The following is a 13,839-nucleotide window of genomic DNA, read 5'->3' on the forward strand; positions in this document are numbered from 1 at the left end:
TCATTGGTAAAGTCCGGATGCTGGGTGCGGGCTGAGGCCCGGCTCGAAATTGGCGCGAAAAGCGCATGAGAGGCCGGCTTTGTCAAGGCAAGCGGACGGCTTTGGGCCATTGCCGGACCTGGAGCGGCATTGCCTGAAAACGCGTTCCTTGTGAAGATACCGCCTCGACACAATCCGGAGACGCCCGATGCCAAAACGCACGCTCCCTGCCGGCATTGGGCCACACAACCACCGCGAGCTGCAACTGATGCTCAGCGGCATGAAGCCGATGGCCTTGTTCGTAGCGGAACCGGGAATGGACGCCGAAGACATTGGCGACGCGAAATTCAAGCCCTTTGTCGATGAAGGCCGTATTCTCAAATTCACCTATGTCGACCCCGTAACCTCCATCGAAGAGCGTCGCTACTGCCTGCCGACCGAGGAATGGCGCTGCAAGCTCAGCCAGCTGATCTCTCGAATGTGCCGGAGCGGAGAGGCCTTTAGCGTCTTCACGTCAAATGATCTGGCGAGACTGGAAGGCACGCTTCTTGGCTATCCCAAAGAAGATATCGAAGCGTTTGTCGCGTATGCGGCATCGATGAAAACGCTGAACGTCGACATAGATTGAGTGACCGCCTCCCGGCAGAGAATCAATTCGATGGGCGATGTTCCTGCAGTCAAGGCTGTCCCTTCGCCGCACCTATTGTCCATTTCGGCCAGTTCCGCTCGGCCGAGTGACAAAAACGGCGATTTCGGCGGCCCAGCCGCGTCCCGACGCCGATACCGGCGCTTGACGAAAGCCTTCCCGGCTGAAATCTAGGAAGACCCTACTCCTGCCAAAAGCGATTTGATGCACGTCATCACCACCCAGGAAGAACTCGAGACCGTTCTCGCCGCTTTCGAAAAGTCGGATTTCGTCACCGTCGACACCGAATTCATCCGCGAAACGACCTTCTGGCCGATCCTGTGCCTGATCCAGATGGCCGCGCCCGGCGTGACGGCGCTGATCGATCCGCTGTCACCTGATATCGACCTGGCTCCCTTCTTCAGGCTGATGGCCAACGAGGCGGTGGTCAAAGTCTTTCACGCCGCCCGGCAAGACATTGAAATCATCGTCCATCTCGGCGATCTCGTTCCGCACCCGGTGTTCGACACCCAGGTGGCGGCGATGGTCTGCGGCTTCGGCGACAGTGTTTCCTACGACCAGCTCGTGCAGCGCATTACCGGGGCGCGGCTCGACAAGTCCTCGCGCTTCACCGACTGGCGCCACCGGCCGCTGTCCGACAAGCAGCTCGACTATGCGCTGGCCGACGTGACCCATCTGATCGAGGTCTATCAGCATCTCAAGGCCGAGTTGGCGCGGGAAAACCGCGCCCATTGGCTGAATGAGGAAATGGACGTCCTGACCTCCCGCGAAACCTACGATCCGCACCCGGAGGATGCCTGGAAGCGGCTGAAGATGCGGCTTCGCAAGCCGCAGGAGTTGGCGATCGTGCAGACGGTCGCGGCATGGCGCGAACGCGAGGCACGCGAGCGCGACGTGCCGCGAGGCCGCGTGCTCAAGGACGACGCCATCTACGAGATCGCGCAACAAGGGCCGCGCGACGCGGCAGCCCTTGCCAAGCTGCGCACGACGCCCAAGGGCTGGGAACGCTCCTCGACGGCGACGGCACTGCTCGGCGCGGTCAACACCGCGCTCGCCCTACCCAAGGAACAGATGCCGAAACTGCCGAAGAACTTCCAGCCGCCCGAGGGATCGAGTGCGGCCGCGGAGCTGTTGAAAGTGCTGCTCAGGATCGTCGCCGAGAAGCAGGGGGTCGCCTCGAAGGTGCTCGCCTCCAGCGACGATATCGATCGCATCGCCGCCGAGGGCGACGCCGCCGAGGTGCCGGCTTTGCAAGGCTGGCGGCGCGCCGTGTTCGGCGAACAGGCGCTGAAGCTGGTGCGCGGCGAGATCGGCATCAAGTTCGACAAGCGAAAAATAGCGGTGTTCGATCTGTAAGCGCGCCAGATCCTTCCTTCTCCGCTTGCGGAGAAGGAAGTCGGCTCAGACGATTGCGAGCAGGTGCAGGGCCAGCCAGATCCAGCCCAGCGCCAGCACCACCGCGCCCAGGGCGAAGGAGCGGTTGCGCAGCAGCAGCTTGTTGCTGGTCAGGTGAACCCAAGCGTGAAAATAGCGCGACGCGACAAAAATCCACATCAGTGCGAGGGTGATGTAATTGACGCCGTTGGTCATGTGCAGCGTCAGGCACAGCACGTAGAAAAGCACCGGCAGTTCGAACTGGTTGATCAGATTGTTCGCAACGGTGACAGTGGAGGCTGGCTCGGTCGAACGCACCTTGTATTGGCCGACCTTTGCTTCACCGGACCTGACGGCAGAATAGCGGCGCCGGCCCATGACGACATAGACGATGTAGACCAGCAGCACTTGCGCAAGCATCGGCCAGAAGATCGTGGTCTGGTTCATGAAGTTACCCCTGCCCTGTGCGGCTTCAATTCTGTCGTCTTTGGCCCAGCAGCCAGAAAGCGGCAATGACGATGACCGGGACGGCGAGGAGCGCGAATTTGGTGACGATCAACGCCGAGGCGAAAGACAGTGAGTCCGGGTTGGCGTAAAGGAAATCGGACAGAAGGCGCGCCACGGCAAAGTTCTGGGCGTAGTCGGCGAGCGTGTAGGGCAGCACAAGGACCAGAGCGAAGGTCGACTGCACCTGCGCCGGCAGCACACGGAAATTCCGCAGGCGCCGGCCGGTCGCCAGGATCAGACTGATCAGCGTCAGCGACAAGAGCGCCGGAAACAAAAGATCGAAAGTCAGGTAATGCCAGACCAGGATGATCTCACTCCCGCGCCGGCCAAGCGCCGTCAGCCAAGCCATGCCTTCGTCGGGCGTGAACCCGAAATAGCGCATGTCGAGCGAGGGCAGGCCACCGCTCAATTGACGGAAATAGAAGAACTCCATCACCGTCATGGCGATGAAGACCGCTGCCGACAGGAAGCAGAGCGCTGCGACATGGCGTGACAAGCGCAGCAACATTGCGCTCAAGTTGCGCCAAATCCCGGAAGAGTCAGGCTCCGCCGGGATAATTGGGGCTTTCGCGGGTAATCGTGACGTCATGGGCGTGGCTTTCACGAAGTCCAGCGTTAGATATGCGCACAAAGGTGGCGCGGTCGCGGAAATCGGCAAGGTCGCGGCCACCGACATAACCCATAGCGGCTTTCAGCCCGCCCGCAAGCTGGTGCAGTACGCCAGACACAGGTCCTTTGTAGGGAACCTGCCCTTCAATGCCTTCCGGCACCAGTTTCAGCGTGTCGCGCACCTCGGCCTGGAAGTAGCGATCGGCGGAGCCCCGCGCCATGGCGCCGACCGAGCCCATGCCGCGATAGGCCTTGAAAGATCGGCCCTGGTGCAGATAGACCTCACCCGGGCTTTCGTCGGTCCCGGCAAGCAGCGAGCCGATCATGGCGGCGCTGGCCCCGGCCGCGAGTGCCTTGGCGAGATCGCCGGAATATTTGATGCCGCCGTCGGCGATCACCGAGGCGCCTGATTTATGCGCCGTCTCGACCGCCGACATGATGGCCGAAAGCTGGGGAACGCCGACCCCGGCCACGATGCGGGTGGTGCAGATGGAGCCCGGACCAATGCCGACCTTGACGGCGTCGGCGCCGGCGTCGATCAGCGCCTGCGTGCCTTCGGCGGTGGCCACATTGCCGGCCAGGATGCGCACGGAATTGGAAAGCTTCTTCGCCCGCGTCACCGCGTCCAGGACGCGTTGCGAGTGGCCATGCGCGGTATCGATCACCAAAAGGTCCACGCCGGCCTCGATAAGACGCTCGGCGCGCTCGAAGCCGTCATCGCCGACGCTGGTGGCGGCCGCGGCGCGCAAGCGCCCCTGCGCATCCTTGGTGGCGTGCGGGTTGAGCTGCGACTTCTCGATGTCCTTGACGGTGATGAGCCCGACGCAATTGCCCGTTTTGTCGACCACGACCAGCTTCTCGATGCGGTGCTGGTGCAGAAGCCGCTTGGCCTCGTCCTGATCGACATTCTCCTTGACCGTGATCAGGTTCTCACGGGTCATCAATTCGTAGACCTTTTGCGCCGGATCGGAAGCGAAGCGCACGTCACGGTTGGTCAGGATGCCGACCAGCCGGCCTGTCTTGTGGCCGCCGGTGCCGCCATTTTCGACCACTGGAATGCCCGAGATCGAATAGGTGCGCATCAGCGACAATGCGTCGGCGAGCGTGGCGTCGGGACCGATGGTGACCGGGTTGACGACCATGCCGGATTCGAATTTCTTGACCTGCCGCACCTGCTCGGCCTGTTCGGCGGGCGAAAAATTGCGATGGATGACGCCGATGCCGCCAGCCTGCGCCATGGCGATGGCGAGCCTGGCCTCGGTGACCGTGTCCATCGCCGCCGACAGGATCGGCACGTTGAGGTCGATGTCGCCGGCGATGCGGGTGCGGATGTCGGTCTGGCCGGGCATGACCTCGGAATGACCGGGCTGCAAAAGCACGTCGTCAAAGGTCAGCGCCAGCGCGCCGGTGGACGTTTCGATGATTTTTGCCATGGCCAGCCCTTCGAATGCGAAAAAGCGCTGGACCAGAATGGACAGCGCCGACTCTCATCTTCCCTTTCAGGATTGGCGGTGGCTGGTAACACGTCGGGGCGGCGTTGGAAAGCCGATGATTGCATCGCAGATCAGGATCACGGCGAGCCAGGCGTCGCCACCGCCGGTTGCGCTCGCACAATCGTGACAGCAAATTAATGCGACATCAGGCCAAAGGCGTGATAACGCGCATTGTATCGGCGTGCCCCAGCCAGCAGACACTTTTGACCAATTCGGACGCGTTCGTTGAACCGCACAATCCCGCTTATCCTCGCGGTCGCTCTTTTCATGGAAAACATGGATTCGACCGTTATCGCGACGTCGTTGCCGGCGATCGCCATCGACATTCACACCAGCCCGATCGCGCTCAAACTGGCGCTGACGGCCTATCTGGTGTCGCTGGCGATCTTCATTCCGATCAGCGGGTGGATGGCCGACCGCTTCGGCGCCAAGAACGTCTTCCGCGCCGCGATCGCGGTGTTCATCGCCGGCTCCGTCGCTTGCGCCTTCTCGGGCTCGCTGCCGGCCTTCGTGATTGCGCGCTTCCTGCAAGGCATTGGCGGCGCCATGATGACACCGGTCGGGCGCCTGGTTCTGGTGCGCGCCACGCCCAAGAGCGAACTGGTCGCCGCCATGTCGTGGCTGACCGTTCCGGCGCTGGTCGGCCCGCTGGTCGGTCCGCCGATCGGCGGCTTCATTACCACCTACTTCACCTGGCACTGGATCTTTCTGATCAATGTGCCGATCGGCCTGATCGGCATCTGGCTGGCCACCCGCTTCCTGCCGGAAACGGAATCAACCGAGACGCCGCCGCTCGATTTCATCGGCTTCGTTCTAAGCGGGCTGGCCGCATCTGGCGTCGTGTTTGGCCTGTCGGTGGTCAGCCTGCCTTATCTGCCGCCGGCGACCGGCTTCATCACGGTCGCCGTGGGACTGCTGTCGGGCGCGCTCTACCTGATGCACGCGCGCCGAGCCAAGAATCCGCTGCTGGCGCTCGAACTGTTCCGCAACCAGGTTTTCCGCTCCTCGGTGCTCGGCGGCGGACTGTTCCGGATCGGCATCGGCGCTATGCCGTTCCTGTTGCCGCTGATGTTCCAGATCGGTTTCGGGCTGACCCCGTTCCAGTCCGGCATGATCACCTTCGTCTCGGCGATCGGCGCTATCGGCATGAAATTCGTCACCGCGCTGATCTTCCGCGTGGTCGGCTTCCGCCGCGTGCTGGTCGCCGGCTCGCTGGTCGCTGCCGCGTCGGTCGCCGTCAACGGGCTGTTCACCCCCGACACGCCCTACCCTCTGATGCTGGCCATGCTTTTGATCGGCGGCTTCATCCGCTCGATGTTCTTTACCGGCGTCAATGCGCTTGCCTATGCCGAGGTTTCGGCCGAGGACACCAGCAAGGCAACGCCGATCGCCGCCGTCTTCCAGCAGTTGTCGATCGCACTCGGTGTGGCGGTTGCCGGTGGCATTCTGGAGGTCTCGACCTCGATCCATGGCGGCCCGCTGACGCTGGGCGATTTCCATATCGCCTTCTTCATCGTGGCGGCGATATCGGCGGCGGCGTCGCTGTCGTTCATGCGGCTGGCGCCCGATGCGGGCAACGCCGTCTCCGGCCATGGCCGGCTGACAACGCCCAAGACTTTGGAACCGGCGAGATCGCCGGGAGAGTGAAGCTCTCTGCCTTCTCCACTTCCTGAGGGACAAGGCAAGGCCCTATTCCTGACCGGCTTCTCGCCCCTTGAAGTCCTTCGCCAGCAAGTACAGTTCCACCGATTCATCCCGCGAGGCCGGCGGCTTGACGTGGTGGACGGAGCGGAAATTCTTCTTGAGCATCGAGAGCAGTTCGTTCTCGGCGCCGCCCTGGAAAGTCTTGGCGAGGAAATGGCCGCCCGGCTTGAGGACCGACAGCGCGAAATCGGCCGCCACCTCGCACAGATGCATGGTGCGGATATGATCGGTCCGCTTGTGGCCGGTGGTCGGCGCCGCCATGTCGGACAGCACGACATCCGGGTTTCCGCCCAGGGCTTCGGCCAGCTTGCGCGGCGCGTCAGCGTCCAGGAAATCCATCAGCAGCACCGGCGCGCCAGGCACGGCGTCCATTTCCAGATAGTCGATGCCGACGACATGCGGGTTTTCGGCCGTCGATTTCGTGCGCGCGGCCGCGACCTGGCACCAGCCGCCGGGGGCGGCGCCCAGATCGATCACCTTCATGCCGGGTTTCAAGAGGTGGTGTTTGTCGTCGATCTCGATCAGCTTGTAGGCCGCGCGCGAGCGATAGCCGTCGGCCTTTGAGCGCTGGACATAGGGATCGTTGATGTGACGCTGCAGCCAGCGGCGCGACGATTCCTTCAGGCCGCTTTTCTTCTTGATCCGCGTCTTCAGCACGCGAATGCTTTCGGACCCTGGTTTTTCCGGTTTCTTGGTCATTGGCCAATTTCTTGTTTGAGCATGATCATGCCCTAGCACGCCCATCATTGCGCCAAACGCCGTCATCGGCCATCAGCTCGCTCAATATGCCCTCGCGCAGACCACGGTCGGCGACGCGCAGCCGCTCCGACGGCCAGACGGCGCGGATCGCTTCGAGGATAGCACAGCCGGCCAGCACCAGATCGGCGCGGTCGGCACCGATGCAGGGGTTGGCGCAGCGCTGCTGGAAATCCCAGCCGACCAATCTCTCCACCATGCGGTCGACGCTGTCGCGGTCCATCCACAGGCCGTCCACCCGGCGGCGGTCGTAATGTTCGAGGTCGAGATGGACGCCGGCCAGGGTGGTCACCGTGCCCGAAGTTCCCAGCAGATGGAAATTCGGGCTGGCCTTGAGATGGCTCAACCGATCGCGGCCGTCGAAAGCGGCGAGCCTGCCGGCGACGTCGTCAACCATGGCGGTGAAGATCTCGCGCGTCACGGTGCGGCCGCCAAAGCGTTCCGCCAACGACACGACGCCGACCGGTAGCGATGTCCACGACACGATATGATTGGCGAGCCTTGGCGAGCGGCGGCCGGTGAGATCGATCAGCGCAATCTCGGAAGAGCCGCCGCCGATGTCGAACAGGACGACGCCTTGCGTGTCGCGCTCGACCAGCGAGCCGCAGCCGGAAACCGCAAGGCGGGCTTCGGTCTGGCGGTCGATGATCTCCAGCTTCAGGCCGGCTTCGCGTTCGACGCGATCGAGGAATTCGACGCCGTTTTCGGCGGAGCGGCAGGCCTCGGTGGCGATCAGCCTTGCCTTCCTGATCTTGCGGACGCGCAATTTGTCACCGCAGACCTTCAGCGCCTCGACCGCGCGGTCCATCGCCGGCTGGCCGAGCCGGCCATTGGCGGTAAGCCCCTCGCCCAGCCTAACGATGCGCGAGAAGGCATCGATGACGCGGAACTGGCCGTGACGCGTGGGGACGGCGACCAGAAGCCGGCAATTGTTGGTGCCGAGATCGAGGGCCGCGAAGACCGGAAGCTCGTGCACCGGCGGGCGGCGGTTGCCTTGATCGGGGCGTGGAATCGGAACGACGGGCGAGATCGCCGGCGCCGCCATCGGCTTCAGATCCAATGCCGAAACAGCAGGCTTGCCCGGCACCGGCGAGCGATTGTCCTCGGGGCCCGCATCGTCGCGCGCGAAAACCTTGCGCCCACGCCTTCGCTTGCGCCGTTTCTTGGGCTTGCCCTTCTGGTTGTGGGTCGCGTCGCCCGCCTGCCCATTCACGGAGCGAGGCTCCGTTGGGCGGCGCTGCTGCCAACCGGCTGCTCCCGGGCCTGATGACCCCGGGGAAGCGCTGGACGCGCCCACCTCCGGCGCGCCTGCGCCGGTGTCGCGGTCTTCCACTGTCGTTCCTTCCGGCGCCGCGCGAACCGGTGACGGACGCAGCAGGCGCTTTGGCATGTTTCAAGTTGCCGCCAGACTAGCAGTGCGGCGCTCGATCACCAAGAGCCCATGCTGAATTTTGGAGCCCATGTGAATTTGCCGGCTGGGTCCGCGGCGTCATGTACCCGCAAGGCTGAGTTGGTAGCGCAACGCCGTCGGATACGGTCGCCCGACGCAGCCATGGCGAACACCGGTTGCCGGTGCACCTGCCGCCGTCGCCCGCGCGGCAAATCCGGACGGCGTCAGGCGCGACAAGTGTTCACGGTTGAATAGCCGGCTTCAATGAGGCATTTCTGAATTGAATGGGGAATACGGGGCGGTCAGCCTGTCGACAGAAAAGGAAGCGGATACGCAGCGCATGGCAGTCGGGCAATGAACGGGAAACGCTATTTCTGGCCGGTCGTCGGCATCGGCGCGGTGATCTTCTCGCTGCTGCTGCTCTGGCATGAATTGCGCGGCATCTCGCTCGACGACGTCTGGGACGGGCTCGCCGCGATCCCAACCAGAGGCTGGGTGCTGGCGGGGCTGAGCTCGGTCATCGCCTATGCCGCGCTCGCCGGTTACGATCACATCGCGCTCCTGCATATCGGCAAGAGAGTTTCTTGGCTGTTCGTGACGCTCTGCTCCTTCACCACCTATGCGCTGTCGCACAATATCGGCGGCTCGGTGTTTTCCGGGGCCGTCATCCGCTACCGCGCCTATGGCACGAGGGGCCTGACCGGCCAGGAGGTCGGCGTGCTGGTGGCAGTCTGCTGGATAACCTTCGTGCTGTCGACGATGCTCGCCTCCGGCCTTGTGCTGGTGCTCGAACCGCAGATTATCGACCGCTTCTCCGGTATCGCCCATCACAGCCTGTCGGCGGCGGCAGGCATCGCGATGCTGGCCCTCATCGCAGCCTATATATTCGGCAGTTGGCTGCATCTTCGCCCGCTGAAGATCGCCGGCTTTCAGCTGCACTATCCGGCGCTGCCGATCGTCGCCCGGCAATTGCTGATCGGCCCGATCGAACTGCTCGCCGCCGCCGCGATCATCTTCTTCGCCCTGCCCGAAATGCATAATCCCGGCTATTTCGTCGTGCTCGGCGTCTTCCTCGTTTCCTTCTCGGTCGCCCAGATCTCGCACGCGCCAGGCGGCCTCGGCGTGTTCGAAGTGGTGTTTCTCGCCGGGCTTTCCGACATGGACCCGGTCGGCGTGCTGGCCGCGCTGCTGGTGTTCCGGCTGTTTTATCTCGTCATCCCGCTGATTCTCGGACTTGGCATCGTGGTGTTCTTCGAGCGCTCGCAGTTCAGCCGCAAGGAGAGCTGAGATCCGGTTCGCACGCCATTCGAAAGCCTGGCGTCTGGAACCGATAACAAAAGCTGGCGATTGAACCGCAGAGCAGGCTTGACTATTTTCCGCTGGCGGCTACAAGGCAGCGCTCACAGCGGCTAGCCCGCTCGGCCCGCGTGGTTCGCGACCGCGCCTGCTGGGGAATAGGTTAACGGTAGACCCACGGACTCTGACTCCGTTAGTCCTGGTTCGAATCCAGGTTCCCCAGCCAAACCGGATGCTCCGTGAATAGAATCGCCTGCCGGGCGTTTGACGCCGCTGCGGATGCGACTGCTTCACAAAGCAAATCGAATGGTTGTCTGAGCGCGGCACGAACCTCGCCTCTATGCCGTTCGCATTTCGACAGTGCTAGATACAACAACCGCTTTTTTCGTGCGCGCTTCACAAACAGCCGGCTGGCATGGTCGGCCGCTCTGGAACAAATCGACGCTGGCGGAGTTGGAAGGCGGTCCGCGCCCCGCGTCGTATCTGGCGCGCGTTGTTGCAGCCAGGACGTCGCGGTCTTCTTGCGCAAATCCAGTCTTTGGCGCCGCACCGCGGCCGACATGAGGTTATGCCGAGATGCGAGATCCCACACCTGCGTCCGTCAGAGGCGAGATTGACGAAGGAGCGACGCAGGACAAAACGCCGGGCTTCGATCCCGCCATCGCGCCGCTGGAAACCGACGCCGAGGCGGCCGACACCCGAAACCCGCTCCCCAAGGCTGAGCCGCCGAGGTCCGGCGAGCCAACGTTCAAGAATGCCGCCAGCTCCGCCAACGCGATGCGGCCGATCGAAAGCGAAGCGGAGCCGCGGCCCGGCAGCAACTGGCCGCTGTTGGTCATAGCAGGCGTCGTTTTGGTGGCAGCCGCGGTTTTTCTGGCCGCGGGCATGCTGCGCTGAAAGTTCACGACGATGCGCGGTTGAGGCGACCGGCTGGCACGCGACATGCGATAGAACAGACCGGTTCGTTCAACCCTGGCCTGCGGGGTCCTCGATCCTGTACTCGTGGACCAGGCCGAGAATCTGACTTCTCACCGTCTCGCGCGCTTCGGGCTGAATGAAGGGCATCAGCCGATCGACGGTTTCGACGACCGCCCGCGGCAGATCCTCCACCGTGCCTGTAAGCTCGCTGCCATGTTCATACATGTTGTCCGTCAGCTTCTTGTCCAGATCGGAAAGGATGCCCATCAGCACACTCCATGTCCGTGTCCTCACTTTGTGATAATGGCCAGTCCGGCAGAGATGTTCCGACGAGCGCGTCACCGCAATGTCGTCTGGCCCGCTTCGTGCCGTTTGGCTTTCGGCGGGATCAAGCCTGCCGATGGCCGCAGAACACCAGTGACATTCACTTCTCGGATTCGGGAACAATCAAGGTGGGGCCGGGTTTGGTAGTCGCATCGCGAGGACCCATCATGAAGCCCGCCGTGGCCGACCACATCGAAATCAAGAAATACGACCACCCTACCGGCGGATGGGGATCCCTGTCCTCCTTGATCCGAAAGGCATATGGCGAAGGCCTGCTGATGTCGGGAATATGGAGCACGCTGCTCAAGCAGAACAAGGCAGACGGCTACATGTGCGTTTCCTGCTCGTGGGCCAAGCCAGCCGAGCCGCGGCCCTTCGAGTTCTGCGAAAATGGCGCCAAGGCCACTCTGTGGGATCAGACGAAGCTTCGGTGCGGCCCCGAGTTCTTCGCACGACATTCGGTCACCGAACTGCTCGATTGGCCGGATCGCGATCTCGAAAAGCAAGGCAGGCTCACGGATCCGCTGCGCTACAACGCCGTCACCGATCGCTATGAGCCGATTTCCTGGGATGAAGCCTTTGCCGAGATCGGGATGGAACTCCGGCGCCTCGATCCGAAGTCGGTCGTCTTCTACACGTCTGGCCGGGCCTCGCTGGAAGCTTCATTCATGTACCAGCTTTTCGCCCGCATCTATGGTTCGTCGAACCTGCCCGATTCATCCAACATGTGCCACGAATCGACCTCGGTCGGGCTTCCCGAGTCGATCGGCTCTCCCGTTGGGACGGTGCAACTCGAAGATTTTTCCAAATGCGACATGATGTTCTTCTTCGGTCACAACACCGGCGTGACTGCGCCGCGGCTGTTGCACCCGCTGCAGGAAGCCCGTCAACGGGGCGTGCCGGTGTTCACCTTCAACCCGTTGCCGGAGCGAGGGCTCAAGCGCTTCAAGAATCCGCAGGACCCCGTCGAGATGTTGTCGCCAGGCCCCGGCACCAAGATGTCCAGCGACTTCTTCCAAATCCGCGGCGGCGGCGACATTGCCGCGATGACGGGCATTGCCAAGGCCGTGCTGGCATTCGACGACGAGGCTCGGGAGCATGGAAATTCCCGTGTCCTCGATGTCGAGTTCCTCGCCGAACACACGCACGGTTTTGCTGACTTCGAGGCCTATTTGCGCGCTGCCGAATGGGACGACATCGTCGCGCGGTCGGGCATCGCGCGCGCGGATCTGGAACATGTGGCCGAAGTCTACAGCCGCTCCAATGCGGTGATCGGCAATTATGGCATGGGTCTGACGCAGCACAGGCATGGGATCGAGAATGTCCAGATGCTGTGCAATTTGCTGCTGATGCGCGGCAACATCGGAAAGCCTGGCGCTGGCATCTCGCCGTTGCGAGGACACTCCAACGTCCAGGGCCAGCGCACCGTCGGCATATCTGAAAAGCCAGAGCTCGTTCCACTCGACAAGATCGCGGAATTCTATGCTTTCGAGCCCCCGCGCGAAAAAGGGCTCGATACGGTAGAGACTTGCGAAGGCGTGATTGACGGCTCGGTGAAGGGCTTTGTCGGCCTGGGGGGCAATTTCGTGCGCGCCGTGCCCGAAACCGGCCTGGTCGAGAAAGCATGGCGGCGACTTGGCCTGCATGTCGAAATCGCGACCAAGCTCAACCGCAGTCACCTGATCCCCGGGGCGGTAACCTATCTGTTGCCCTGCCTGTCGCGGCTGGAGAAAGACCGGCAGGCAAGCGGCGACCAGACCGTTTCCATGGAGGATTCCACCGCATGTATCCATGGCTCCTTTGGATCGCGTCCGCCAGCTTCACCAAATCTGCTTTCAGAGCCAAGGATCATCGCCGAGTTGGCCAAGGCCACCGTACCGGGCACGAGTTCAATCCCCTGGGATGAGTGGGTTGCCGATTATTCGCGCATTCGCGACGAGATCGAGCGCTGCTTCCCGCAGCATTTTCATCAGTTCAACCAGCGGTTCCTCACGCCGGGAGGCTTTCATCGCGACATCAAGGCATCGAAGCGAATTTGGGAGACGCCAAACAAGAAGGCCAATTTCAAGCTGCCGACGACTCTCGAGACAAACCCCGACATCGATATCTCGGGACGCAAGGTCCTGATGCTGATGACAGTGCGTTCCAATGACCAGTTCAACACGACCGTCTACGGTTATGACGACAGGCTGCGCGGCATCCACGGCACACGCATGGTGTTGCTGATGAACCAAGCCGACATCCAGCGGTTCGGGTTGAGCGCGGGGCAGCATGTCGATCTCGAAACCCATGCCGATGACGGCGTGGAGCGGCGCGTGCGTGGCTTACGCGTGACACCCTATTCCGTGCCGCAAGGCAACTGCGCGGGTTACTATCCGGAGCTCAATCCGCTGGTGCCGCTCTGGCATCGCGCCAAGAAGGCTCACGTGCCGGCCACGAAGTCGGTCCCGGTAAGAATTATTGGCTGATACTGATATATGACCGAGGCCAGAGCGGCATCCCTTGCGGCTCGCCCAGGCCATCGTTCAGCATCCAGCCTAGCCGCGGAGGCATGCATGACCGGGCGCGGCGACGGTTTTCGCTGCAACGATGATCTCGTGCTACATGGACGCCTATCAAACGCTGGCACGGCTTGGTACAGACGACACCGGGCGGCACCACATAGCGCCATGGGGCTGCTGTCGACCCAAGAGAACATGATGTCTCGTTCGAGCGATGATACGGTGGACCCGGAATTCAGTCCGGCTATGGATCAGGAGATCGCTGCTCTCCTGTCTGCGATAGAGCGCGAAAAAGTTCCGGACCGGCTGACCAGACTGGCGATGGAGTTGCAACACGCGCTG

13 protein-coding genes and 1 tRNA gene are annotated in these 13,839 nt (G+C 62.6%); 8 read left to right on the forward strand and 6 right to left on the reverse strand.

Annotated elements, in window-relative coordinates:
• Window positions 1-187: 187 nt before the first annotated feature.
• Window positions 188-607: a hemin receptor gene (locus LB556_RS30465; protein WP_224571157.1), complete on the forward strand. Its 420-nt coding sequence runs from the start codon at window positions 188-190 to the stop codon at window positions 605-607.
• Window positions 608-829: 222 nt separating this feature from the next.
• Window positions 830-1,981 carry a ribonuclease D gene (rnd, locus tag LB556_RS30470; protein ID WP_224571158.1) on the forward strand — a complete coding sequence of 384 codons (1,152 nt, stop codon included), beginning with the start codon at window positions 830-832 and terminating at the stop codon, window positions 1,979-1,981.
• 45 nt (window positions 1,982-2,026) lie between these two features.
• Here the strand turns inward: rnd and LB556_RS30475 are convergent, their stop codons facing one another.
• Genes LB556_RS30475 through guaB form a run of 3 tightly spaced genes read right to left on the reverse strand, consistent with a single transcriptional unit; the run spans window position 2,027 to window position 4,548 of the window.
• Complete coding sequence (locus LB556_RS30475; protein WP_224571159.1) at window positions 2,027-2,446, reverse strand: MAPEG family protein; 420 nt, start codon at window positions 2,444-2,446, stop codon at window positions 2,027-2,029.
• Window positions 2,447-2,471: 25 nt separating this feature from the next.
• The gene (locus LB556_RS30480; protein WP_224571170.1) at window positions 2,472-3,014 is read right to left on the reverse strand and encodes a hypothetical protein; all 543 of its coding nucleotides are present in this window, start codon (window positions 3,012-3,014) and stop codon (window positions 2,472-2,474) included.
• A 31-nt stretch (window positions 3,015-3,045) separates the two neighbouring features.
• Window positions 3,046-4,548, reverse strand: a complete 1,503-nt coding sequence (gene guaB, locus LB556_RS30485) for an IMP dehydrogenase (RefSeq protein ID WP_224571160.1) — start codon at window positions 4,546-4,548, stop codon at window positions 3,046-3,048.
• 285 nt (window positions 4,549-4,833) lie between these two features.
• Between guaB and LB556_RS30490 the strand changes: the two genes are divergently transcribed.
• The gene (locus LB556_RS30490) at window positions 4,834-6,255 is read left to right on the forward strand and encodes an MFS transporter (protein ID WP_224571161.1); all 1,422 of its coding nucleotides are present in this window, start codon (window positions 4,834-4,836) and stop codon (window positions 6,253-6,255) included.
• 42 nt (window positions 6,256-6,297) lie between these two features.
• On the opposite strand, the gene LB556_RS30495 is transcribed toward LB556_RS30490, so the two are convergent.
• Window positions 6,298-7,011, reverse strand: coding sequence for an RlmE family RNA methyltransferase (locus LB556_RS30495; protein ID WP_224571162.1), 714 nt, complete (start codon window positions 7,009-7,011; stop codon window positions 6,298-6,300).
• A 25-nt stretch (window positions 7,012-7,036) separates the two neighbouring features.
• Window positions 7,037-8,458, reverse strand: coding sequence for a Ppx/GppA phosphatase family protein (locus LB556_RS30500; protein WP_263485619.1), 1,422 nt, complete (start codon window positions 8,456-8,458; stop codon window positions 7,037-7,039).
• 354 nt (window positions 8,459-8,812) lie between these two features.
• On the opposite strand from LB556_RS30500, the gene LB556_RS30505 reads away from it, so the two are divergent.
• From LB556_RS30505 to LB556_RS30515, 3 genes are all read left to right on the forward strand, one after another.
• Complete coding sequence (locus LB556_RS30505) at window positions 8,813-9,745, forward strand: lysylphosphatidylglycerol synthase domain-containing protein (RefSeq protein ID WP_224571163.1); 933 nt, start codon at window positions 8,813-8,815, stop codon at window positions 9,743-9,745.
• Window positions 9,746-9,906: 161 nt separating this feature from the next.
• A tRNA-Gln gene (locus tag LB556_RS30510) sits at window positions 9,907-9,980 on the forward strand.
• Between the two features lie 350 nt (window positions 9,981-10,330).
• Window positions 10,331-10,651, forward strand: coding sequence for a hypothetical protein (locus tag LB556_RS30515; RefSeq protein WP_224571164.1), 321 nt, complete (start codon window positions 10,331-10,333; stop codon window positions 10,649-10,651).
• A gap of 69 nt (window positions 10,652-10,720) precedes the next feature.
• On the opposite strand, the gene LB556_RS30520 is transcribed toward LB556_RS30515, so the two are convergent.
• Entirely contained in the window at window positions 10,721-10,939 is a 219-nt protein-coding gene (locus LB556_RS30520) for a hypothetical protein (RefSeq protein ID WP_224571165.1), read from the reverse strand.
• 224 nt (window positions 10,940-11,163) lie between these two features.
• Between LB556_RS30520 and LB556_RS30525 the strand changes: the two genes are divergently transcribed.
• Window positions 11,164-13,464, forward strand: a complete 2,301-nt coding sequence (locus LB556_RS30525) for an FdhF/YdeP family oxidoreductase (RefSeq protein ID WP_224571166.1) — start codon at window positions 11,164-11,166, stop codon at window positions 13,462-13,464.
• Between the two features lie 87 nt (window positions 13,465-13,551).
• A partial coding sequence (locus LB556_RS30530) for a hypothetical protein (RefSeq protein WP_224571167.1) occupies window positions 13,552-13,839 on the forward strand: 288 nt, incomplete at its 3' end.

The organism is Mesorhizobium sp. ES1-4 (assembly GCF_020164745.1).
Taxonomy (GTDB): domain Bacteria; phylum Pseudomonadota; class Alphaproteobacteria; order Rhizobiales; family Rhizobiaceae; genus Mesorhizobium.